Source organism: Ruegeria sp. BI12 (assembly GCF_056537985.1).
In genome coordinates this window covers 1,152,997-1,175,746 of the sequence record NZ_JBQFSL010000002.1, presented here as the reverse complement: position 1 = coordinate 1,175,746, position 22,750 = coordinate 1,152,997, and the positions used below count along the sequence as shown (strand labels likewise).

Genomic DNA, 22,750 nt, shown 5'->3' with positions numbered 1-22,750 from the left:
GCATGGTCAAAGGATGAATTCAGGCAGGGCTGGGTGATTGTGCCGGCTATACTCTGACAAGCTGACCACTCAATCAGAGAACGCTTCAAATAATTCCCACAGGACGCTCGTGTTTCGGTGTTGTTCAGAAAACAGCCAGTGGTTTTGTACCCCGCCAAAGAAGGCTTCTGTTAACGATGATGTTTTTTTGCACCCAAGCCTTTTAGCCAAGCGTTCCTTTCAGCCTCTCTGATCAAGAGAGATAGAATACCGGGGCTTCAAATGACTCGGCTCCGGTAAACTGTGCGTTGCGACGAAGCGACAAAACACAAGGCTCGCTTCGCCGTGTGCTGTAGTTACTTCAGATAAGTGTTGAACCAATCTATGGTGCGATCCCAGGCTAGGTTTGCCATTTCCTCGTCATAACGAGGTGTGCTGTCGTTATGAAAACCGTGGTTAGCATTTTCGTATATATATGCCTCATAAACTTTTTCGTTGGATTGAAGAGCAGCCTCAAAATCTGGCCAACCTGCATTGATGCGCTCATCAAGCTCTCCCATCTGAATCAGCAACGGTGCCTGAATTTTGGCTACATCCTCAACAGCTGGCTGGCGACCATAGAATGGCACGCCCGCGGCCAATTCGGGGTAGGCCACGGCAATTGCGCTGACCACACCGCCGCCGTAGCAAAAACCCACAGCACCGACCTTTCCAGTGCAATCATCTCGGTTCAATAGGTATTCAAATCCATTGAAGAAATCGTTCATTAATTCGACCCGGTCCACTGTCTTTTGCAGCTCTCGCCCATCCGCGTCGTTGCCTGGGTATCCTCCCACTGACGTCAGACCGTCGGGGGCCAGTGCCATAAACCCGGCTTTTGCCAACCTGCGCGCCACATCCTCGATGTAAGGATTCAGGCCGCGGTTTTCGTGGATCACCAGCACCCCGGGCAGGGGCTCTTCAACGCCGGCGGGTCGGACAAGGTAGCCGCGAACATCACCGGTTCCATTCGGTGAAGGGTAGGTGATGTAGTCCGCGTGGATATCGGGATCGTTGAACGACACTTGCTGAGCCATCGCATAGTTCGGGCTGAGCAAGTTCAGCAGCGTGACCGCTGTCACGCCGCCGACCGCGAACTTGCCTGCGCGGTCCAGGAATTGGCGCTTGGTGATCTTGCCGTGCGCGTAAAAGTCATACAGGTCCAGAAGTTCCTGGTCGAAGTCTTTTGCCGTCATGCGAGTCATTGTGGATCTCCTGATGAGTTTGGCAGTCTGAAGGGTGGGTAGTATCCGATCTGAAGGTCTTGATTTGATTGAGCGTCTGGCTGGGCTTCCTAAGATAACGCCGGTGACCGTTCCTTGTTCGCGTACCGTTCGCGCAGCGCGTTCTTTTGAACTTTTCCCATAGTGTTTCGCGGCAACTCCTGGACGAGTTCGTAGCGGCGAGGATGTTTGAATCGCGACAGCTTGTTTCTGATGATTGACTCGATCTGTTCCACCTGAAGCTGTGCTCCAGGCTCGGCAACCAGAGCGGCAATGATTGCTTCACCGAAGTCTTTGTCGGGGACGCCGAAAACCGCCGATTCCTGAACGCCATCGACATCGTTCAAAACGTCTTCAATTTCTTTAGGGTAGACGTTGTAACCACCAGTGATGATCAGGTCTTTTGACCGACCTACAATCGACAGGTAGCCATCCTCGCTGTATTGGCCCAGATCTCCGGTGATGAAAAATCCATTTTCTCGAAGCTCTTCAGCCGTTTTTTCGGGCATTTGCCAATAGCCCTGAAAAACATTGGGGCCACGTACTTCGATCATTCCGATCTCGCCCTGGGGCAGCGGTTCTCCAGTTTCAGGGTTGGTTACGATCACCTCAGTGCCGGGTATGGCCATACCAACAGTTCCCGCGCGACGCTCACCGCCATAAGGGTTAGAGGTGTTCATGTTCGTTTCGGTCATACCGTAGCGCTCAAGGATACGGTGGCCCGTGCGCGTTTCGAACGCCACATGGGTCTCTGCCAGCAACGGGGCTGAGCCGGAAACAAACAGACGCATGTTCTCTGTGATCTCATCGGTGAAACCTTCATCGGCCAGCAATCGGGTATAAAAAGTGGGGACCCCCATTAGAAGGGTCGAGTGGGGCATTTCCTCCAAGATCATACGAGTGTCGAATTTTTCCATCAGCCGCACTTTGGAACCGGCGAGTAGTGATGTGTTCATCGCCACGAAAAGCCCGTGCGTGTGAAAGATGGGCAACGCGTGAATCAAGCGATCAGCGTCGGTGATACCCCACAAATCCACCAGGACTTGGGCATTGGACAGCAGGTTTCGGTGGCTGAGCATCGCTCCCTTGGACCGGCCCGTGGTACCGGATGTGTAAAGAAGCGCTGCGAGGTCGTCCGGCGCGCGATCCACGGTTTCGAATACACAAGGCTGTGCGTCCGCTTCGCGGCTCAAGCTTGGATTTTCGCCACCCAAGGCCAGCAGCTTTGCACCAGATCGGGTCGCCAATTTTTCGAATTCAACTTTGTCGTGGCTGTCGCAAACGATTAACGCAGGTTGCGCATCAGAGATGAAATAGTCCAACTCTGCCATGGTATAGGCAGTGTTTAGGGGCAGGTAGACAGCACCTGCCTGAACCGAAGCGGCATAGAGAGCAATCGTGTCGGCCAGTTTGGGGGCTTGCACAACGATGCGATCGCCGGGGGAAACTCCGCTGTTCTGCAAGACATGCGCGATCTGGGCGGTGCGCTGCAGAAACGCGTCATAAGAGACTACCTGGCCATTATCGAGTTGCAGGAATGGAGCCATGTTGCCCTCATGGCGGGCAAACAAACTGTCGTAAAGTGCATTAGTCACGCTGTATTTTCCCTAGGCTTTACCGCAAGCGTCGCAGTTGAAGCCGCGCGAATTGAACGCGAGGCTTGGATCGTGGCACGTGTCGCGAATTCTTCATGATAACGTTCTGTTTTGTTCGAATCGTAAAGGTAGTTGACCATCGCACCTCCGGACTGGACGCGTCCGTTTGGCGACTGATCTGCCTCGGCATGCAGTTCATGAAGCTCGGCGCCATTGCCCAAGTGAAAGCGCGCCACAGGATCCAGCGGCATCCCATCTTCGCGCTTGGCAAACATCAAGTACCTGGCGGCCATCGCGCGCACGTCCTGCGGTGCTGCTGTTTCTGCAAGTACGGCCTCGGCGGCATGCCCGTGTTCCGGGTGGTCTGTTTCACCAGCCAGCCACCGGTTTAGCCCCGGTATCGGCGACAATGTCACAAAGGTATCAAGCTCGCGAAGCTCTCGCGAAAGCTCGGTCACAACCTGCTTTATCAATAGATTCCCAAAGCTGATGCCCGCCAAACCCTTTTGGCAGTTTGAAATGGAATAGAACGCCGCGATCTTTGCCTGCTCGGCTTCGATCGGTTCTCGTGCTTCGGATAGAAGCGTGTCTATTGCATCCGGGATTTCAACCGTCAGAGCGACCTCGACAAATATCAGTGGCTCATCTGGCATCGAAGGGTGGAAGAACGCAAAACAACGACGGTCCGGCGGGTAGAGCCTTCGCCGCAAATCGTCCAGATCGTTGATCTGGTGCACCGCTTCATAGGCGACGATCTTATCCAGAACGCGGGCAGGGGTGTCCCAGCTGATTTGTTTGAGGACCAGAAAGCCCCGGTTGAACCAGCTGCGCAGTAAATGGACGAAATCGATATCCGTTCGCTTGAGTTCCGGTTTGGATTTGAGAAAGCGCAGCAGATCAACGCGCATGGCCACAAGTTCCTGCGTCGCACCAGACGGCTGGTTCAGCCGTCGCAACAACTCTTGCCGCCGTGGCTCTGAGACTTCACTAAGTCTTTGATAAAGATTGACACTTTGGTCACTGGCGTAGAGGCGGGCTGCTTCGGAAAGCTGATTTGCGTCCAACTCAAGTTGATCATTCAAATAGACAAAAAAGTCTAGTTTCTCCGCATCATTCAGGGTGTGGTAGCGCTCAAGGATCGTAGACGCGAGCGTGAAGCCTGATACTTCACCTTCGGCAGATAAAAGCGCCTCACATAGTTCGGCAATTGACCGTTTGTCATCCTTGCCGCGCCTTTTTTCGGGACGGTCCAGCAATTGGTTTAGCAGATCACCCAGAAACCAATTCCGCTGCATTTCAGGGCTCCATCTGGCTGCTCAGGTACTCACCTGTTCGACGGTAGTGATCGATCAAATGCCGAGTTGCGCTGTCTGCATCGTGATTTAATGCGGCGTCCAGGATTTGCTGATGTTCGGCGGCGATGTCTCGCTTTTTGTAGCTCGACCCGCCGGCCGCCAGATAGCGGTATCGAATGTTCAGGTCATAAAGCTGAGAGCAATACCGCAGCAGCAACGGCAGTTTCGAATTGTCCAACAAGGCCATGTGAAACGCCTTATGAGCGTCCTCAAAGTCGCGCGCCCCATTTTGGCCGGCCTTTTTCATATGATGGTGACGCAAGACAAGCCGATCTTCCCAGGCCGCATCCGCATTGCTGATGGAAGCACGCAACGCGGTTTCTTCAAGGTTGCATCGCAGCAGAAGGATTTCCTCAAAGTTACACTTGCTGACTGGCGCTGCCCGAAATCCGCGCTGATCAATCCGTTCGACCAACATGTCTGAAGTCAAAAGGCTAAGCGCTTCACGAACCGGACTAGCGCCAGTGTCTAAAAGCCCACGAAGCTGTTCGATCTTGAGTTTTTGACCCGGAGGTAATTCTCCGGTCAGGATCATTTCGCGCAGCCTTCGATACGCTCCATGAGTGGCTGATGTCTCTTTGCCCTCAGTATCAAGCATGGCGTCCATATCCGACTGTTCCTATTTCGCGGCAAATACTCTTGAGTGCACTTAACTGAAGGCACTCGTTCCAGTCGATAGACCAACTGAAAGGTTCAGCGAGCCTTCGTTGACCAACCAGCGCCGAAGTACAAAGCTACGCGCCCCGCTTTTGTGCATAGGATCGTCTTCGGCCAGCTTCCGGGCGGTTTCAAGGCTGTCGGCGCGATAGATGATCAGCCCCATCCCCTGCATATGCTCGCCGGTTTGATCCGACATGGGGCCTGCAAAAGCTAGCTGCCCCAAACGTTCAAGCTGCGCCTGATAAGCCAAGTGATCTGGCAGTAACGCCTTTACATCTTCGGGCGCTTTGGCTGGCGTGCTCAGCGCGACGTAAAGCTCCAAAGCAAGCGCACCGCGGCTTTTTGCTTCTGATTTGTAGTCTGCCCAAGCAACCATTTGCTGTCTCCAAAAATATCGATATTATTTGACATATGGCAAAATAGTCGGCAAAAATCAAGCGAACTGACATGGATGGTGAAAATGAAATACCTGGTGGGAGAGACTTCGGAAGGCACAGCGGTTTTTGCTGTAAATGGCGAAAACACAGTGAATCTAACGGCTTTGGACCCTGCCGTCGGTTCGGATTTGATGGGTTTGATAGCCAAGCCTGAACTGGCCGACTCACTTGCCAGCAAAATTGACGCCGCAGATACTGTGCCCGTGTCTTCCATCACTCCGGCATTGCCTGTTGCGGCTCCCGGAACGATCATTTGCATGGGGTTGAACTACACGGACCACATCAAGGAAGGCGGGTATGACATCCCGGAATATCCGACGCTGTTCATGCGCGGGAAGAACTCGATCATGGCGGCAGGGCAACCTATGGTGCGGCCTGCCTGTTCCGAGAAGCTCGACTACGAAGCCGAACTTATGCTGATCGTTGGAAAACGCGGCCGCCATATCTCGGAGCAGGACGCACTGGATTATGTCTTTGGCTACACTGTATTCAACGATGGTTCGCTGCGGGACTATCAGCGCAAAACCGTTCAGTGGACGCCCGGCAAAAACTTTGATGACACGGGCGCGATTGGTCCTTTCACCGTGACGCCTGATGAGTTGCCCGAAGGGGCATCAGGTCTAAAGATCGAAAGCCGTGTGGGTGATGAAATCCTTCAAAGCTCGAATACCGCCAACATGATTTGGGGAGTTCGTCAGGTCATCGCGACGATTTCGGAATATACCACTTTGGAGCCGGGGGATCTGATTGCGCTGGGCACGCCGCCTGGTGTCGGACACGCCAAAAAACCCAATCCCCGTTGGTTGAAGCCCGGTGAAACCGTTGAGGTCGAGATTGAAGGTATCGGAATTTGCGCCAGCCCAATAATTGACGAAAAGGACGCCAAGTCCAAGGTGGCTGCAGCATGAGCGCACCAACCGGAGCAGAGCTGGAGGCACTTCGCGCCAAGGCGCAGCAAGATCACCGCGATCTACGCGAGCGCATTCCACGCTTGTCGGATGACGCGATCGCCCTGATCCTGCGCGAATCCAGATCGCACTACGCGTGGACCAACAAGCCTGTTTCTGACGACCTACTTGAAGAGATCTACGACATCACGATCAACGGCGCGACCAGCATGAATACGTTGCCCGCGCGCTTCGTTTTCGTGAAAAGTCCCGAAGGGAAAGAGCGGCTTGCAAAGTCTTTAAAGCCGAAGAATGTGCCAAAGATGATGGATGCTCCGGTCACGGCGATCATTGCCTATGACATGGACTTCTGGAAGGAACTGCCCTTTCTTTTCCCGCACGAAGACCGCCGATCATTGTTCGAAAACAAACCCGACTACGTGGCAGACACGGCCTTTCGAAATGGCACGCTTCAGGGCGCTTACTTCATGATTGCGGCCCGGGCTGTCGGGTTGGACGTCGGCGCCATGTCAGGTTTTTCGAACAAGATCGTCGATGAGGAGTTCTTCGCGGGCACGACGCTCAAGTCCAACTTTCTTTGCAATCTGGGCTACGCGGACGAGACGGGATTGTTCCAGAAGCTTCCACGTTTTCCATTCGAAAAGGTTTGCTCTTATGCATGAGGAGGTGACGCTTTGGCTATTAAAGTAAAACCTGTCGTGACGTACCGCACGACAGCTCAATGCCCGACTCATGCGCGGACTGAGATACCAATTCGCGATCTTGATGTTGTTGTCGATGAACCCGTCGAACGCGGCGGGACAAATCTTGGTCCGTCTCCGACCGAAACCGCAATGGCAGCCCTGATCGCCTGTACGAATGTCATCGGGCACAAGAATGCACATCGGTTGGGAGTTGAACTCGGCACGGTGACAATCGACGCGAAATGCAGGCTGGATCGGCGCGGTGTCCTTATGGAGGAAGAGATCGATGTTCCGTTTCCGGAAATCGAACTCACCGTGAATTGTGAGACGCACGCCAGTCAGGAGGAGCTGACACGCGTGGGCGAGGAGACAGCTAAATATTGCGCCATCGCAAAACTGTTTGAAGCGGCAGGCACGGACCTGACCGTCAACTGGGTCAAAACAAACAATTAAAGACAAAGGACCCGACTTTCTGGGAGGAGAGAAATGAAAAACTGGACCAAACGCAGCCTAGTGGGCGCTGCTCTGGCAGGCATCATGGCGATGCCCCTCGCGGCAGAAGAGACCATCTCTGCCGTCGTAATTGATGGCTATCCCGACCGCGCGTTGTGGGTCAAAGAGTTCACCAACTTCTTCATTCCAGAAGTGGACAAACGGCTGGGCGATTCTGGCAACTATAAGATGAACTGGCAAGAGAACTACGGCGGTTCAATCGTTAAGCCGAAAGGCGTTCTGGAAGGGATTCAGCTTGGCCTTGGCGACATTGGTATCGTCACAACCATCTTTCATTCCTCCAAGCTGCCCAGCCAGGGTATTTCGGGATCGACACCCTTCGTGGCATCGGACTCCCGTGCCGTGGCTAAGGCAGTGGATGAAATCGCGCGCGAATACCCTGCGATGCAGAACGAGTTTGCTGCGCAGAACCAAGTTTACCTTGCCACGGGCGTTGTGCTCGACACCTATCAAATTTTCTGCACAGAACCTGTTTCTTCGGTCGCCGACCTTGAGGGCCGCAAAATCGCGGGAGCAGGCCTGAACCTGCGTTATCTTGAAGGGATCAAGGATGCCGCCGGTGTACGCGGGGGTCTAACCGATTTCTACAACATGCTTCAGACCGGCCTCGTCGATTGCGGCATGCTTTGGCCCGAAGCCGCAAAGACCTTTAAGATCGCGGAAGTGGCGCCTTACATGCTCAAGGCCGATCTGGGAGCGGTGAATTCCAAGACCATCACCGTCAATGCCGACTACTGGGCTAGCCTCCCGGACGAAGTCAAAGACGTGTTGAAGGCCGTCGCCATCGACTACCGTGACCATGTCGCCGGCATCGCGATGGACCGCGCCGCTGCTTCGCGGGATGCGTATGTTGAAGCGGGTGGAACAATCGTTGAGGTTTCGGACGAAGACCGTGCCGCTTGGGCAAACGCCATGCCGAATGTCGCGCAGGAATGGGCCGCGACGCTCAACGACAACGGTGAGCAGGGCACAGAGATGCTGGCCGCTTACCTCGGCAAGCTTCAGGATGCCGGATTCACCGGCGTGCGTGACTGGACGGCTGAATAACTGTCTGGCGATCCACGAAAGGGGCCTTTGATGCTGAAGACCGCAGTTGCTGGCCTGTCGCGGGTCGCCAATTCGCTCGCAATCGCCGCCAACGCCTTGGGTACGCTCGTCGTCCTTGCGTTGGTGGTCATTCTGAATGTTGACGTCATTGCGCGTGGTCTGTTTTCAGCTCCTCTGCGCGGGACCTACGAGATGGTGCAGTTTTCGGTCGTGATGATCGTATTCTTGCAGTTGGCCGACGTCGTCAGAGTGGATCGGCTGACGCGCTCCGACGGGTTCCTGAATCTGCTGCACCATCGCCGCCCGGGTCTGACAGCCAGCCTGAGGCGCATCATCAACGCCATATCGGCAATCTTTATGGCTTTGATTGCGTATGTAACCTTCCCAGAATTTCTTCATATGTGGGAGACACAGGACTACTTCGGAGTACCCGGTCTTTTCACATTACCATGGTGGCCGGTCAAACTGGTCATCGCGTGCGGTACTGCGCTTGCCTGCGTGATCTTCCTGCTTAAGGTCGTCACGGCGCAGGACCGCCCGCAGCTTGTCCGAACCCCTGAACATGACGAGGCTGCAGAATGACGCCGATTGAGATTGGCCTGATCTCGGTCGTTGCCATCGTCTTTTTGATTTACGCGGGCGTCTACATTCCGATTGCTTTGGGCGTAGTCTCCTTCGTGTCGATCTGGCTGATGCGGGACAACTTCACACTTGCGCTCAACCTGCTGAAGGTTGCGGTGGGCGACAGCGCGATGGAATACAGTTTCGCGACAATCCCGCTGTTTACCTTTATGGGGCTCATCGTTTCAAAAGCGGGACTAGGCAGGGATATTTACGAGGTCATGACCATGCGATTTCGCAAGGTCAAAGGCGGTATCGGAATGGCGACCGTCGGAGCAAATGCCGTGTTTGCGGCCGTTACCGGGTCGTCCATTGCGTCCGCATCAGTGTTCACCAAGGTCTCGGTCCCGCAGATGATGGCGCAGGCATATAATCCACGTTTTGCGGTTGGGGTTGTGGCCGGGTCGTCGGTTTTGGGGATGATTATTCCGCCCTCGGCGATGCTGATCATCTATTCCTTTGTCGCCGAACAGTCCGTAGGGGACATGTTTCTGGCGGGAGTAATACCCGGTATCATGCTGGCGATAGCTTATGTGGGCGCGATCTGGTTGATGGGCCGCTTCACACCTGCATTTGTGGGCGGCCGGGTCGTCGAAGACACCGAATGGATGTCCGGGCGCGAGATCGCATCCAAGACCCTGCCGACATTGTTCATTATCACGGTAGTGCTCGGTGGTATTTACACAGGATGGCTAACCGCTGTCGAGGCGGGTGCCGCCGGGGCACTGGTTGCGCTCGTGATCGCAGTCGTGCGCAAGTCCATGACACCACGAGCGTTCTGGGACGCGTTGCTGGAAACCGGTCACATTACAGCGGCGATCTTGTTCTTGATTACTGCTGCTTCGATTTACAGCCGCATGCTGGGACTGGCCGGGTTGCCCAATCAGTTGCAGGACCTGCTTGCAGGGAACTCGGCGTCCTTCTGGTCGATAATGTTGCTCTACGTTTTGTTGATGCTTTTTCTAGGGACTTTGCTGGATACTGCATCGATCATCCTGATCGTCGTCCCGTTGTTCTTGCCCATGGCCGAAGCCCTGGACATGTCGCTGATCTGGTTCGGGATCATCACCGTGGTCGGCGCCGAAATCGGACTTTTGACCCCGCCGCTAGGTATATCCTGTTTCGTCATCAAATCGACGATCAACGATGACCGAATATCGCTCAAGGATGTGTTCATGGGCGCACTTCCCTTTGCGTTCGTGATGCTGATCGTCCTGTTTATTCTGATCGAGTTCCCGATCCTCAGCCTTGCCCTGATTTAAGGAGGCCAAGATGCGTTCTGTCAGCAAAGACAATATCACTGACGTGTTCATGGGATACCTGTCCAAGGACACCGATCCGCGGATGAGAGAAATCATGGGGTCTCTGGTCAAACACCTCCATGACTTCGCGCGAGAAACCAACTTGACACATGACGAATGGCGCGCCGGGATTGCGTTTCTGGAAGGATGTGCCGCCGTGGAATCCGAGGACAGGCATGAGTTCGTGCTCGCCTCGGATGTGCTGGGCCTTTCGTCATTGGTGGACATGTTGCATTCTAGTTCTGATGCAACAAGTTCATCAGTACTTGGCCCTTTCCATGTCTCTGGCGCGCCGCCTCTGCCATTCGGTGGAGATATGAAGCGCCACTACGGTGGACCTGTGCTGCTTGCTGAAGGCGTGATCCGGGATACCGATGGTAATCCGATTTCCGGTGCAGAGTTGGATATCTGGCAAACCGCACCGAATGGAATGTATGCAAGCCAGGACGAAGAACAGGATACCTATTCTTTTCACGGCCTGATGACTACCGGTGACGACGGTAAATATGCATTCACGACCGTCAAGCCAGTTGAATACACGGTACCGTCAGATGGGCCTGTCGGGGACATCCTGCGCGCCTGCGGCCGCCATCCCTGGCGACCTTCGCACCTGCACTATATCGTCAAAGCTCCTGGCTACCGTTCTTTGGTCACTGAGATTTTCCCCGACGACGATCCTTATTTGGATCAGGATACAGTGTTTGGTGTTCGGGATGATCTGGTGATGACCTATGTTGAAAGGCCAGTTTCAGAATTTCCTGATGGCATGGAGCTTTCTGGTAAGATCACTGAACCATTCTTGCACGTGAAGTTCGATGTGAAGCTTGCCAAAGTCTGAACGATATTGAGGAGGCTTGAGGTGCTGAAACATATCTTCATATTAGGTGCCGCGCTGATTTGCAGTAGTGCTATCGCAGAAGAGCGCCCGATCTTTGACGCGCATATTCATTACAGCCACGATGCCGTCAAACTGGTTCCTCCTGAACAGGTGGCCAAAATCCTTCGGGACGCGGGCGTTCGTAAAGCCCTGGTCTCCAGCTCGGATGACAATGGTACTCAGTTGTTGTTGGCCGCAGCACCAGATATCGTTGTTCCGGCACTGCGCCCTTACCGGCGTCGCGGTGAAATCAACACCTGGATGCACGATGAAACCGTAATCGACTATTTGGAAGCAAATCTGGCTAAGAACGACTACGAAGCCATCGGCGAGTTTCACGCTTACGGAGACGACATTAAGACGCCGGTTATCCAGCGCATGATTGCACTGGCGAAAGAGCGGAACCTCATTTTACACCACCACGGCGATCGAGAGGCCGTTGACCTGATCTTCGAAACCTGGCCTGAAGCTCGGGTACTGTGGGCCCACTCTGGCTTTGATGATCCGGCGAGTGTTGTTGACGCGCTGGACACCTATCCCAGGCTTTGGGCCGATTTGGCATTTCGTTCGGACATGGTCTCACGAGGCAGTATCGACCCGAATTGGAAGGCTGCGTTCGAAGCCCATCCCGATCGGTTTATGGTCGGTACGGATACATTTGCGCCGGAACGCTGGTACTATGTCGGCCCCCACGCAGATTTTTCGCGTGAATGGTTGGATTTGCTGCCGGACCAGATTGCGGACAACATTGCCTATGCCAACGCAGAACGTTTGCTGGCATCAGAATGATCCGCTGCGCTGTCTGGTTTCTGATTTGGTCCAGCACGGCTTTTGCTTGTGATGTAACTGGGCAACGTATGAATTCGGAAGTTCAAAACGCACCCGAGGTTTATCTGTCCGTCGATGAGATTCCGTTGGCTCAACCGTTTTCCGTACTGGTTTCTATTTGTAGTGAAACTGCCGTGGGCCAAATGCGTGTGGATGCAATCATGCCCGCTCATCGACACGGTATGAACTACACCCCCAAAGTTACCGCATTGGGCGGCGGAGCGTTCCGCGTTGATGATATGCTGTTTCACATGCCGGGTTTGTGGGAGCTGCAGGTCAATGTCGACATCAATGGCCAATCAATTTTCTACTCGTCAGAAATTACGCTGAAATGAAGCTGTGGTTTACAGCTGCGCTGATAGCCCTGACAGGTGCAGTGCGTGCAGAGGTCTTGTTGTCTGCAGACGAAATTGAACAAACGCTTTCCTTTGGGCCTTGGCCACCATCCTTCCAGTCGGACCCAAGCAATAGGGTTTCGAACAATGCCAGAGCGATCGCGCTTGGAGAGGCCTTATTCAACGATCCGGTGTTGTCCGTCGACGGTGCATTTTCTTGTGCAAGTTGTCATGATCCTGAACAGGCATTTACAACGCCAGAGGCGCGGGCGCTCGGCCGTGTACTGTTAGATCGAAACACTCCATCGCTGCGGAACCTGGCTGGACTCCGCTGGTATGGGTGGGGTGGCAAAAGCGATAATCTTTGGGCAGCCAGCCTGCATCCGATCATCGAAGAACAAGAGATGGCCCACAGTGCCGATAGCCTTAAAACCGCTATCTCAGAAAGCAACTACATTGATGAATTTGAAGCCATGTTTGGCGACATTCAGGTTCAAGATTCAGAGCTTGTGCTGGTGAACATTGCCAAAACTCTATCCGCTTACTTGGAAACTTTGGCTACGGACCGGACACCCTTTGACGAATTCCGCGATGCATTGGAGAACCAAGATTTAGCAGCGGCTGCGAGCTACCCCGAAGCTGCACAGCGAGGTCTTCAGTTGTTCATGGGGCGTGGAAACTGTGTGTTGTGCCACAATGGTCCGAGATTTTCCAACAACGAGTTCCATGACGCTGGTGTGCCATATTTTCTGAATGAAACCGAGGTCGACGAAGGGCGGTTCGGTGGACTGAACTTTTTACTCTCAAGCCCCTACACATTGGACGGCGACTGGAATGATGATCCGAACAGACAAGGTGCTTGGGCGGTTCGAAATGTACGAAGGAGCCATTCTGATTTTGGAACCTTCCGCACGCCCAGCTTGCGGGGAGTGTCTGAAACCGCTCCGTACATGCATAACGGCAGCCTAAGTGATCTGAACGCAGTGATCCGGCATTACAGTAAGATTGATACGGAAAGACTGCACGCCGACGGTGAAGCCATTCTCTCGGAATTGAATTTGTCGGAGCAGGAGATTGCAGACTTGGTTGCATTTTTGGTGACGTTGTCGAAGGAGCTTTACTAGAGCGTCTTTGTTCACAGCTCGGGAATAGGCTATTTGGCTTGGTCAAATTCCGCGGGCTCACAAAAATAAATGCGGCGAGACTGGCTATACCGTCACCTTAAGTCGACAAGTCAGTTTCATCGGACGAAGTTAAGGGTGGGAAGCCGCTATTCGCTGCGACTACGACTAAGTCTCCGGTCACTGAAAAAGCTGAGTTTGTAGTAGTTGTAGGAGGCAGGGGCTCCCAAGGACGCCCCTCTGTTCCAGTTAATTTTCGCTACGGTTTCAGTTGGTCGTTGATTGCAGCAATACCTGCTTCGGCGCAGATGTCGTCGAATTCCTTTCCATTTGCATCCTCGCCAGGAGACCCAGCAATTCCGATGCCACCGATGACGGCACCTTCGTAAATTATCGGGATGCCCCCGGAAAGTGTAATCAGACCGATTTCATTGAAGACAGCACCCAACGTGGGCTCATGCTCGTTTTCGGCCTCAATCACCGAAGTCGCTTCGCGGCGCGACGCGGCCGTGATTGCTTTTCGGCTACTGGTGTGGATGGTGTGCGGAAATGCGCCTTCGCGCATGAGTTGGACGCGGGGTTGAGCACGCTGATCCACAACAGTGACCGTTGTCGCAAATCCCATATCAGCGCAAGTCTGAGATGCGACGGTGGCGGCGGTTTGTGCCCACTCGAGAGGGATGCTCATTTCCACGTGCGGCTCGGCGTACGCGGCGCTGGCCAGTAAAACGGAAGAAGCGCAAAACGTTTTAGTAAACATCTTCATTTTGGTTTCCTTTTCAGAGAGGTAGGAGGAATTGCAGGTGCATCGCACAGGGGACTGGCCGTTGTTGACCAGTTTGCGATACGCTTCGTCTTCGTTGATAGGGTGAGCCCTTGTGGGCATTCGGACATTAACCGTCCGGATCTTCATCGTCTGTTTCACCGGGGTCATCACTGGGGTCGTCATCGGTCCAGGTAGAAAGAATCTCACCACTCTCCGGATCGAGGTGGAATTCGATTTCGTCTCCGTCGTCGTTGATAACTTCGATATCGATCACAACTTTATCATTGGAGTGCTCCAACGCGATTTCTGCGATTGTGCCAGGTTGCTCTTCAAGCGCGATTGCAATCGCTTCGTTGAATGTCAGCGAAGACCTCAGAGATGGTTGGCCAGCCGCCAATTGTGCGCTGCTTGCCGTGCACAGCAGGGCAAACGTCATTGCGCTTGCCGTTAATACCGCTAAATTTTTCAAGCGTGGTTTCCCTTTTCATCTGCGAAGCGGTTCATTCCGCCTGCAACACTAATTAGGGAAGGCGTGCTCTCCGCGACTTTGCCTGCAGATGACAGATTGTTCAGGTTTGAGAATCTCCAACAGCTCTGCTTGGCCGCAGGAAAAACGTATGAAGGCATCACGTCAGGTCGCTTCAACTAGCCCTGGCCTCTCTCTGTTCGGAGGCGACGCCCTTTTGGCATGTTTCGCTTGAACCCGTGGCCTACTCTCTGGAGGAACGTAGTCGTCGCGACACATGCGCAGCGATCTGCGCCTTCCAAACACCAAACCGGACAACACCAGAGGGAGTTCTTCGACCGAAAGCGCAAGCCGTTTCAGCTTGGCGCCAATCCAGGATTTGTTGCTAAAAACCTTGGTAGTCTGGTGTCCCGTGTCTTGCTCACCAAAGCTGGCATTTGGATCGAAGACATCAAGCTGCACAGCCTGACAGGGTTCAATCTGAAATTGTCGCATCCAGTGTCTCGTCCACAGAAAGGCTTCCATCATGTGATAGCCATTTGCTTCTCGCAGCAACCTCTGAGCGGCCTTTGGTCCCAGAACATAGGCCGCCGCGCCGCGTTTGTTTTTGTAGATGCGATGCGCTGCGACCTTTAAGCCGGCGTTTCGCCAAACCGGAGTTCGACTGAGTTTGTGCTTTAAAACTGCAAACTCAAGATCATAAACACAGCTCCAACTATCACGACGTCTCTCGATATAGTCGAGAACGTCTTTGAAATTCTCAGAGAGCAATACATCGTCTTCAAGGACGCAAACCTGTTCAGCCTGCTCCGCAATGACCTCCCAAGCGCGCCAATGAGAGAAGGTGCACGCCACATCTTGTGCCCGGATCGCTCTGGTCCATTCGTTGGCTGCGTTCTGCAATACGCGCGCCGGCAGATCGTCGACAGAAACGGCATTGATAAATTCCAGATCCAAGCCCAACCGCTTTGCTTGAGCCTGTTGAAAGGCCCGCCGAGAGGCTTTGTTTGGCGTATTGATTACGAGTATTCGCATATTGGGTTTTCCCTCTGGATCTTAGCGGCGAACGCGCGATTGCCGTCAGACCTACCGCAGGATTGCAACAAGACGGCGAAAGGCGGGCAAAGTCTGTTCTTGGTACAAATGTCAGCCAACCGTGAACTGCCCCATCATCCCACAATCCTCGTGTTCCAGAATGTGGCAGTGGTACATGTACGGGGCGTCGTTCGTTGCGGGATGGTCGAACCGGACCAGCACCTCGGACCATTCGTTTTCGACATGCACCATGTCCTTCCAACCCTGTGCGTAGGCGGTTGGTTCCGCGCCATTCTGCGACAGGATGCGGAATGAACATCCGTGAATGTGAAAGGGATGCAGCTGGTCGTCCGAGGCGATCCTCCAGATTTCTGTGTCGCCTTTGCGGACACGTTCATCAATGCGATCCATGTTCATGGGTTGGCCATTAATTCCCATTCCGCCGTCGCCACAAACGTTGCCCCAAAGGGTGGCAAGGGTCGCAAGTTCTTCGCTTCCACCCATATTTAGTTGAAAGGATCTGGTGATCGTTGCTGTGGTTCGATCTGCAGGGGAAAGGTTGGCCAGCCTGTCGGGTAACGACCCTGTAAACCCCGTCTCTGTGCGTCGGTTAAGAACCAAAGCAGGGAAGCTATTGCTGCCGCCGCCAAACAAGGAGCCCATGAATCCCATGAGCCCTTCGGCCTCACCAAAACTCACCATCAATGCATTGGTGTCAGTCGTTCTCGTGTCGATCAGAACTTCGTAGCGTTCGCCCGGCGACATCAGGATGCTGTCGGTTTGTACCGCCGATGCCAGAAAGCCGCCATCTGATGCGATCGCGGTCAGCGGCCCGCTTTGTAGGGACAAGGTCAGAAATCGCGCGTTGCAAGCGTTCAGAATACGTAGGCGAACCAAACCCTGCGGAACTGACTGAGCGACTGGAGCGATTGCTCCGTTCACGACGAGGGTGTCGCCGGTGAAACCTTCTTCGAACACTTCGCCTGTCAGGACATAGTCCATCTGACCAGAGCCGTTGAACATCTTGTCCTGCAGAACCAGCGTAAAGTCATCAACGCCATAGGTATTGGGAATATCCGCAGACTGGCTGGCGTCATCCTCGATCAACAGAACTCCTGCCAAACCAGTGTAGGTCTGCCTCGCCGTTTTGCCGTGCATGTGCGAATGGAACCAATTCATCGAGGCGTGCTGCACGATGGGCACATCCGGTGACCAGGTCTGTCCGGGTTCGATTTCCTGATGGGGGCCGCCATCGACTACGCCCGGTATGTGCAACCCGTGCCAGTGCAAAGTCGTAACTTCGCCGATCCGGTTCGTGACCTCGAAGGGGAGCGTCTGCCCCTGTTTCACCCGCAGCACCGGCCCGAGGTAGGAGTGGTTGATACCGAACGTGGCGCTTCCAGTACCGGTGCCAAAGTCATGAGTACCAGACCGCAGGTCCAACTTGATCCGGCCGTCGATTCCGCCGGTCACATCGGTGATCGGGATGATCGGCAAAGGACGAGGCGCGGCCTGCCCCCAAGCTGTGCCCGACAAAGGAAGCAATGCGGCTGAGCTTGCCGCAGCTAAGAAATCGCGTCTGTTCACCTGTTTCTCCGTAGTGTGCCAACGGACCGTCTTGGCCCCAGCTGACGCGTGGAGGAACGAGGTAAGCCTGCCAGCGCCGCTGGTGACACAAACAGCATCTCGGCTGCCCGTAAGATGTCTGGAACATTACCGATTGGTAATGTTGGCAGGAGGCTTGATCCGAGTTGCGCGCAGAAGGGTGATGTTGGCCCGCTTAAAGTCTGCGAAATACAATTCTAACTTTCAGGCCCGGTTCGTTATCGCTCAGCTCAACATCGGCTTCGTGCAGGGCTGCAATGGCTCTTACCATTGAAAGGCCCAATCCGTGTCCGGAACTGCTGCGGCTTTTGTCGCCTCTGAAAAAGCGTCGGAAAACGCGCTCGTGGTCTTTGGCTGGGATGCCGGGGCCATCATCCGCGACGATAAGTGTCGCGTGTTCGTCGCTTGCATCAACAATGACATCTATCGTTGTACCTGCCGGGCAATGGCGCAGGGCGTTTTCGATCAAATTCGACGCCAGCTGCAGTAACAAGGCCCGGTCCCCGAGCACCAGCGCCGCCGAAGGTGAGCGTGTCAAGCGTAACACCTGGCTCTGGTTTTCTGCTGAAGGCTCAAATACTTCGAACACAGTCTCTGCCACAGTGTCGAGGTCCACCTTTTCAAACCTGGCTCGCTGATCTCCAGCTTCGACTTGTGCGATCCTTAGCAAGGCATTGAAGGTCGTGATGATGTCTTCTACCTCGGCCAAAGCCGACCCGGCTTCGGTAGGTTCGGGCTGTGACTGGCTCTCCAACCGCTCCAGCCGCTGGCGTAACCGCTGCAATGGCGTGCGCAGATCGTGGGCGATGTCATTCGAAATCTGCTGTTGGGTCTCCAGCAAGGTTTCCAGCTGACCGAGCGTCGCATTGACGCTTTCTGAGACCCGGCTCAGATCGTCGCTGGCTCCGTTCGAGGTTGGGATACGCGCTTGAAGGTCACCGGTTGAAACGCGGTCCAACGTATTTGAGATATCAAGGATGCGTTTTTCGGTTATCTTGCCAACCCAGACTCCTGCCAGCAATCCGGCGGCAATCGCGAGCACAGACCCGATGAATAGCGCGACTCCCAAAGCTTCGACCACCTCACTGCCCACATGATCGCCAGTCCCCTGAATGAACTCAAACGGGCCAACGCGGGTTTGGGTAAGCCAGTAACCGGTGACTTCGTCTTCGAGATCTCCATCGATTTCGATGTCATCAACCGGGATGAACTGCACATCGTCACCTGTCACCGCAGCCAGGTCTATCTCCAATATGTTTCCAGAGACAGTTCGACCGTTCCCATCAAGCAGCAGGAAAATCCGTGAGTTTTCGAAGTTCACCGTTTGCAGTGCCTTGACGTGCTCGGTCAAACGGTCCGCCCCGTGGTCGGCATAAACGCCCATCAAGGTTTGGGCATCCGCACGCATCTGATCGAACGTGCGATCCCGAATTTCATAGATTGAAAGGCGATAGGCCCCGAAGAACATCAGCGCGACCAGCACCGAGTAAAGCAAAGCAAACTGCAGTGACAGTTTCGTGGATGTGCTGCGAAGACCAGACCAGGGAATTTTCATGTTAAGCATGCAGGCTATAGCCAAAGCCACGAACCGTATGGATCAGATCTTTGATGAACGGTTTGTCGATTTTCTGTCGCAGGCGGCTGATATGAGTCTCGACCACGTTGGTCTTTGGGTCGAAATGGAAATCCCACACCGCCTCCAGCAACATTGTGCGCGTTACAACTCGACCTTCGTTGCGCATCAGATGTACCAACAGCCGGTATTCGCGGGGTTGTACGGCGATTTCTTGACCCCCGCGGGTGACCGTATGTGCAATCAAATTGACTTCGAGATCGGCGACTTTGAGCGTGGTTGGCTCTGATTGCATTGGCGGGCGTCGCGTCAGTGCCATCAGCCGGGCCGACAGTTCCGAGAACGCAAACGGTTTCACCAGATAGTCATCCGCACCGGCTTCCAACCCATCAATACGGTCATGCAGGCCGTTCATGGCACTGAGGAATATGATGGGTGTCTTTACATCAGCACTGCGAATGGATTTGACCAATGCCAAACCGTCGAGTTTGGGAAGCATTCGGTCAACAATCATCACATCAAAATCGCTGTCTAATGCCTGCAAGAAGGCCTGTTTGCCGTCAGACGCGACTTCGTAGGTGTGTCCCAGCGCATTCAAGCTGGAGCTGATGTATTCCGCCGTCTCGGCATCATCTTCGACAATAAGTACGCGCATTGCTTGGGCCTGCAGATTGGTTTTGACCACTCTATTGGATTCCCACCCCCGCCTGCTAGCACATTACCAAATTGTATAATTGCGCCCATGATCCGAGGATTTCGAGAACCTTAGTCGATCCCTACACTCACAGGATGGACCCATGGTTACTATCGACCCCAGCTTTCAGGCGCGCAGTACCCAGCCTGCGCCCTTTCACACATTCAGGCTCACGGCGTCTCAACGAAACATGTTGTTCGGTTGTTTGGTCGGTTTTCTGATACTTCGCGTTTTGCTGATTTTCTGGCTTCCGATTACGGACACGACCGAGGCCAGATACGCTGAGATCGCCCGCAAGATGTTGGAGACCGGGAACTGGATCATGCCTCAGTTTGATTACGGTGTGCCGTTCTGGGCAAAACCTCCGTTGCATACATGGGCTTCGGCAATCGGAATGAAGCTCTTTGGGGTTGGACACTTCGGCGCGCGATTTCCGATCCTGTTGTTGAGCATGGCTACGTTGGCTGTGACTTATTCACTGATGCGGTACCAGAGCGGGACCGATCAGGCCCTGATAGCAGTAACCGTCCTCACGTCATCGCTTTTGTTTTTCGGCGCGTCTGCCTTTGTGATGACGGATATGGCGCTTGTTTTGGGAACCACGCTCTGCATGGCGGGCTTTTTTGTCTGTGTCACTGCGCCCGACCGCGTTGGCTGGGGATATCTGTTTTTCTTCGGCCTGGCTTTTGGTCTGCTGGCGAAGGGGCCGGTTGCCGTTGTTCTGACTGGCATCCCGATCTTCCTGTGGCTGCTGATTGGAAACCGTTGGTCCATTCTGAAACGATTGCCATGGCGCATTGGTCTGTTACTGACGATTGTCCTATCTCTGCCATGGTATCTGGCGGCTGAGGCCGCGACGCCGGGATACCTGCGCTATTTCCTGATAGGAGAGCACATAGAACGCTTTCTGGTCTCCGGCTGGCAGGGTGATCTTTACGGCAACGGACATGCCGAACCCAAAGGGATGATTTGGATCTTCGCGTTGGGGGCGTTCTTGCCGTGGACCTTATTCGCAGCCGCGCTTCTACTTCGGCCAAAAGAAACGTCGCGACAGTTTCGAAAGGATGACAGCGGCTGGCACAGCTACCTTCTGCTTTGGTGTCTGTCACCGTTGATTCTGTTCACATCTGCTGCCAACATCCTGCCCGCCTACACGCTGCCGGCGTTACCGGCTGCAGCGTTGCTCTTGGTTTCGCTACGGACGAAAGACAGGGCGCGGAAGGACGGGGTTATACGCCTCGCCTTTATGGGCGCGCTGGTCGCCAGCGGTGCTGTTTATCTATGCCTTTTGCTCGTTGTTCTTGCAAATCCGGAGCGCGTGAAGTTGCGATCAGATAAAGACCTGATCGAACAGGCCGTTGCAATAGCACCGGACATGCATGTGACCTATTGGGGCAGCCGCAGCTATTCCGCTGAGTTCTATTCCGCAGGAGCCGTGCACACGACCGAGGACCCGGTCGTTATTGAGCATATGCTGTCCAATGCACATCCGGATGCTTTGGCCGTGGAACCTCACGACTTACCAAAGATCAAGCATCTGATCGGAAGCCGGTTTCAAAACCTTGGCCGCATTGGTCGTCGGCATCTTTTTGTCGAGTTTCCCCAGGTGGGGGGGCGTACATGAAACAGGAACGTATTGCGGCGTCCTATCGCTTGGCCAAAGATTTCAATCTGTGGAAAGCACCAATACCGACACTTTCCATCGTTATCCCCGCACATAACGAAGAACGAAATATCGGCGAAGCAATTAGCAGGGTTCACGCCGAAGTCATATGTTTGGTCGAAACCTATGAGATCATCGTTGTCGATGACGGCAGCACAGATACCACTTTGTCACGCGCTAAGGCTTTGGTCGCAGATTACCCGCTGCGTGTTTTGCGGCTTTCGCGAAACTTCGGCAAAGAGCAGGCAATCATGGCAGGCCTGAAGGTCAGCCGTGGAAAGGCTGTAGTGATCCTGGACGCCGATTTGCAAGAACCTTTGTCTTGTTTGAATGACATGTTGAAAGCCTATGAAGACGGCTATGAGATGGTCTATACGAGCCGGGCACATCGCGCAGATGAACCCAGATCCAAACGGCTTTTTACGCGGCTTTTTTACAAACTGTTGAACCTTGGCGCCGATGTAACCATCCCGCCAGACTCGCGAGATTTTCGATTGATGGACCGACGGGTCGTTGACGCGCTTTGCGACCTACCCGAAAGCAATCGCTTCATGAAAGGACTGTATGGCTGGGTGGGCTTTCGCAGCAAGGAAATCAAGATCGAGCTTGAGCCCCGCAGGCATGGTACGTCGAAGTTCCGATTGATCGAATTGATGAAACTCGCCCTTACAGGACTCACGTCTTTCACAACTTGGCCGCTCAGAATGTGGACCCTCATCGGATTTTCCATTGCGGCACTGTCCATTGTCTATGGTGCTTGGATCGCAGCCCGTACCCTTGTGTTCGGTATTGATGTCCCGGGATGGTCGACACTTGCTGCCGCGATATTCCTTCTCGGAGGCGTGCAGCTAGTTTCGGTAGGCATTCTTGGCGAATACGTTGCAAGAGTTTTCGGAGAAGTGAAAGGCCGCCCTGGCTTTATCGTTGCGGAAGATTTCGGCCCCAATCTGGACGGATCGCCATGATAGCTCAAGCCTGCCGGTTCGGAGCAGTTGGAGTTTTAGCTACAATGGTGCATATAGCGCTCGGTCTATTTCTGTTTCGCTGTGGCATCACACTTCATGTTGCACATGCATTGGCTTTCTGTGGCGCCTTTTTGTTCGGATTCGCAGCGCATTACTTCTTCACCTTTGCGGATAAGTCTGCCCCAATCCTAGTAGCTCTGTCGCGATATTTTGTAGTCGCGGTGACGGGTTATGTGCTGAATGGCGGGATACTGATCACCGCAGAGTCGACAGAGAGAATTTCAGCTGAGCCTGCCCTCGTGTTGGCTGTTGTTCTTGCTGCATTATTGTCCTTCTTCCTAAGTCGAAATTGGGCATTCTGATCGGTGGAAAAACAGTTCCCTTTTCGATCGAGAAAAGGTTGAAGATTGATTTAGGCGGGTGCAGCAATGCGAACACTGAGCCGACGTTGCGTTCGAATT

The 22,750-nt window shown here is 54.1% G+C and carries 24 protein-coding genes; 13 read left to right on the top strand and 11 right to left on the bottom strand.

The window, feature by feature from the left end; genetic code table 11:
- Positions 1-335 precede the first annotated feature (335 nt).
- From yghX to ACR0AK_RS18395, 5 genes are all read right to left on the bottom strand, one after another.
- Entirely contained in the window at positions 336-1,223 is an 888-nt protein-coding gene (yghX, locus tag ACR0AK_RS18415; RefSeq protein ID WP_480794442.1) for a YghX family hydrolase, read from the bottom strand.
- Between the two features lie 89 nt (positions 1,224-1,312).
- Positions 1,313-2,836, bottom strand: coding sequence for a malonate--CoA ligase (locus ACR0AK_RS18410; RefSeq protein ID WP_480794441.1), 1,524 nt, complete (start codon positions 2,834-2,836; stop codon positions 1,313-1,315).
- Positions 2,833-4,131: a malonyl-CoA decarboxylase domain-containing protein gene (locus ACR0AK_RS18405; protein ID WP_480794440.1), complete on the bottom strand. Its 1,299-nt coding sequence runs from the start codon at positions 4,129-4,131 to the stop codon at positions 2,833-2,835. Before ACR0AK_RS18405 ends, ACR0AK_RS18410 begins: the two co-directional genes overlap by 4 nt.
- 1 nt (position 4,132) lies before the next feature.
- Entirely contained in the window at positions 4,133-4,789 is a 657-nt protein-coding gene (locus ACR0AK_RS18400) for a GntR family transcriptional regulator (protein WP_480794439.1), read from the bottom strand.
- 51 nt (positions 4,790-4,840) lie between these two features.
- Positions 4,841-5,227 carry a YciI family protein gene (locus ACR0AK_RS18395; protein ID WP_480794438.1) on the bottom strand — a complete coding sequence of 129 codons (387 nt, stop codon included), beginning with the start codon at positions 5,225-5,227 and terminating at the stop codon, positions 4,841-4,843.
- Positions 5,228-5,311: 84 nt separating this feature from the next.
- On the opposite strand from ACR0AK_RS18395, the gene ACR0AK_RS18390 reads away from it, so the two are divergent.
- The 10 genes from ACR0AK_RS18390 to ACR0AK_RS18345 all read left to right on the top strand — a co-directional run bounded on the left by ACR0AK_RS18390 (position 5,312) and on the right by ACR0AK_RS18345 (position 13,525).
- A complete protein-coding gene (locus ACR0AK_RS18390) occupies positions 5,312-6,196 on the top strand; it encodes a fumarylacetoacetate hydrolase family protein (protein ID WP_480794437.1) in 885 nt (294 codons plus the stop codon).
- Positions 6,193-6,858 carry a malonic semialdehyde reductase gene (locus ACR0AK_RS18385; protein ID WP_480794436.1) on the top strand — a complete coding sequence of 222 codons (666 nt, stop codon included), beginning with the start codon at positions 6,193-6,195 and terminating at the stop codon, positions 6,856-6,858. Before ACR0AK_RS18390 ends, ACR0AK_RS18385 begins: the two co-directional genes overlap by 4 nt.
- A gap of 12 nt (positions 6,859-6,870) precedes the next feature.
- Positions 6,871-7,332, top strand: coding sequence for an OsmC family protein (locus ACR0AK_RS18380; RefSeq protein WP_480794435.1), 462 nt, complete (start codon positions 6,871-6,873; stop codon positions 7,330-7,332).
- A gap of 33 nt (positions 7,333-7,365) precedes the next feature.
- Complete coding sequence (locus tag ACR0AK_RS18375) at positions 7,366-8,439, top strand: C4-dicarboxylate TRAP transporter substrate-binding protein (protein WP_117870054.1); 1,074 nt, start codon at positions 7,366-7,368, stop codon at positions 8,437-8,439.
- Positions 8,440-8,469: 30 nt separating this feature from the next.
- On the top strand, positions 8,470-9,021 hold the full coding sequence (locus ACR0AK_RS18370; protein ID WP_480794434.1) for a TRAP transporter small permease subunit: 552 nt from the start codon (positions 8,470-8,472) through the stop codon (positions 9,019-9,021).
- Positions 9,018-10,322, top strand: a complete 1,305-nt coding sequence (locus ACR0AK_RS18365) for a TRAP transporter large permease (protein WP_010437378.1) — start codon at positions 9,018-9,020, stop codon at positions 10,320-10,322. The genes ACR0AK_RS18370 and ACR0AK_RS18365 overlap by 4 nt, the downstream gene beginning before the upstream one ends.
- Before the next feature lie 10 nt (positions 10,323-10,332).
- Positions 10,333-11,199, top strand: coding sequence for a dioxygenase family protein (locus ACR0AK_RS18360; RefSeq protein ID WP_480794433.1), 867 nt, complete (start codon positions 10,333-10,335; stop codon positions 11,197-11,199).
- 21 nt (positions 11,200-11,220) lie between these two features.
- Positions 11,221-12,027 carry an amidohydrolase family protein gene (locus tag ACR0AK_RS18355; protein ID WP_480794432.1) on the top strand — a complete coding sequence of 269 codons (807 nt, stop codon included), beginning with the start codon at positions 11,221-11,223 and terminating at the stop codon, positions 12,025-12,027.
- A 68-nt stretch (positions 12,028-12,095) separates the two neighbouring features.
- Positions 12,096-12,401, top strand: a complete 306-nt coding sequence (locus ACR0AK_RS18350) for a hypothetical protein (RefSeq protein ID WP_480794431.1) — start codon at positions 12,096-12,098, stop codon at positions 12,399-12,401.
- On the top strand, positions 12,398-13,525 hold the full coding sequence (locus ACR0AK_RS18345) for a cytochrome-c peroxidase (protein ID WP_480794430.1): 1,128 nt from the start codon (positions 12,398-12,400) through the stop codon (positions 13,523-13,525). Before ACR0AK_RS18350 ends, ACR0AK_RS18345 begins: the two co-directional genes overlap by 4 nt.
- Before the next feature lie 256 nt (positions 13,526-13,781).
- On the opposite strand, the gene ACR0AK_RS18340 is transcribed toward ACR0AK_RS18345, so the two are convergent.
- From ACR0AK_RS18340 to ACR0AK_RS18315, 6 genes are all read right to left on the bottom strand, one after another.
- Positions 13,782-14,210 (bottom strand): GlcG/HbpS family heme-binding protein, encoded by a 429-nt coding sequence (locus ACR0AK_RS18340; protein WP_480794429.1) that lies wholly within the window; start codon positions 14,208-14,210, stop codon positions 13,782-13,784.
- Between the two features lie 205 nt (positions 14,211-14,415).
- Positions 14,416-14,724: a PepSY domain-containing protein gene (locus ACR0AK_RS18335; protein WP_480794428.1), complete on the bottom strand. Its 309-nt coding sequence runs from the start codon at positions 14,722-14,724 to the stop codon at positions 14,416-14,418.
- A 195-nt stretch (positions 14,725-14,919) separates the two neighbouring features.
- Positions 14,920-15,789 carry a glycosyltransferase family 25 protein gene (locus tag ACR0AK_RS18330; protein WP_480794427.1) on the bottom strand — a complete coding sequence of 290 codons (870 nt, stop codon included), beginning with the start codon at positions 15,787-15,789 and terminating at the stop codon, positions 14,920-14,922.
- 111 nt (positions 15,790-15,900) lie between these two features.
- On the bottom strand, positions 15,901-17,376 hold the full coding sequence (locus tag ACR0AK_RS18325) for a multicopper oxidase domain-containing protein (protein ID WP_480794426.1): 1,476 nt from the start codon (positions 17,374-17,376) through the stop codon (positions 15,901-15,903).
- A 193-nt stretch (positions 17,377-17,569) separates the two neighbouring features.
- Positions 17,570-18,949 carry a sensor histidine kinase gene (locus tag ACR0AK_RS18320; protein WP_480794425.1) on the bottom strand — a complete coding sequence of 460 codons (1,380 nt, stop codon included), beginning with the start codon at positions 18,947-18,949 and terminating at the stop codon, positions 17,570-17,572.
- A gap of 1 nt (position 18,950) precedes the next feature.
- A complete protein-coding gene (locus tag ACR0AK_RS18315; RefSeq protein ID WP_170560640.1) occupies positions 18,951-19,622 on the bottom strand; it encodes a response regulator transcription factor in 672 nt (223 codons plus the stop codon).
- A 142-nt stretch (positions 19,623-19,764) separates the two neighbouring features.
- Between ACR0AK_RS18315 and ACR0AK_RS18310 the strand changes: the two genes are divergently transcribed.
- The 3 genes from ACR0AK_RS18310 to ACR0AK_RS18300 are packed head-to-tail and all read left to right on the top strand — an operon-like array spanning position 19,765 to position 22,651.
- A complete protein-coding gene (locus ACR0AK_RS18310) occupies positions 19,765-21,285 on the top strand; it encodes an ArnT family glycosyltransferase (RefSeq protein ID WP_480794424.1) in 1,521 nt (506 codons plus the stop codon).
- Positions 21,282-22,289 (top strand): glycosyltransferase family 2 protein, encoded by a 1,008-nt coding sequence (locus ACR0AK_RS18305; protein WP_480794423.1) that lies wholly within the window; start codon positions 21,282-21,284, stop codon positions 22,287-22,289. Before ACR0AK_RS18310 ends, ACR0AK_RS18305 begins: the two co-directional genes overlap by 4 nt.
- Positions 22,286-22,651, top strand: coding sequence for a GtrA family protein (locus tag ACR0AK_RS18300; RefSeq protein WP_480794422.1), 366 nt, complete (start codon positions 22,286-22,288; stop codon positions 22,649-22,651). Before ACR0AK_RS18305 ends, ACR0AK_RS18300 begins: the two co-directional genes overlap by 4 nt.
- The last annotated feature ends 99 nt before the right edge of the window (positions 22,652-22,750 follow it).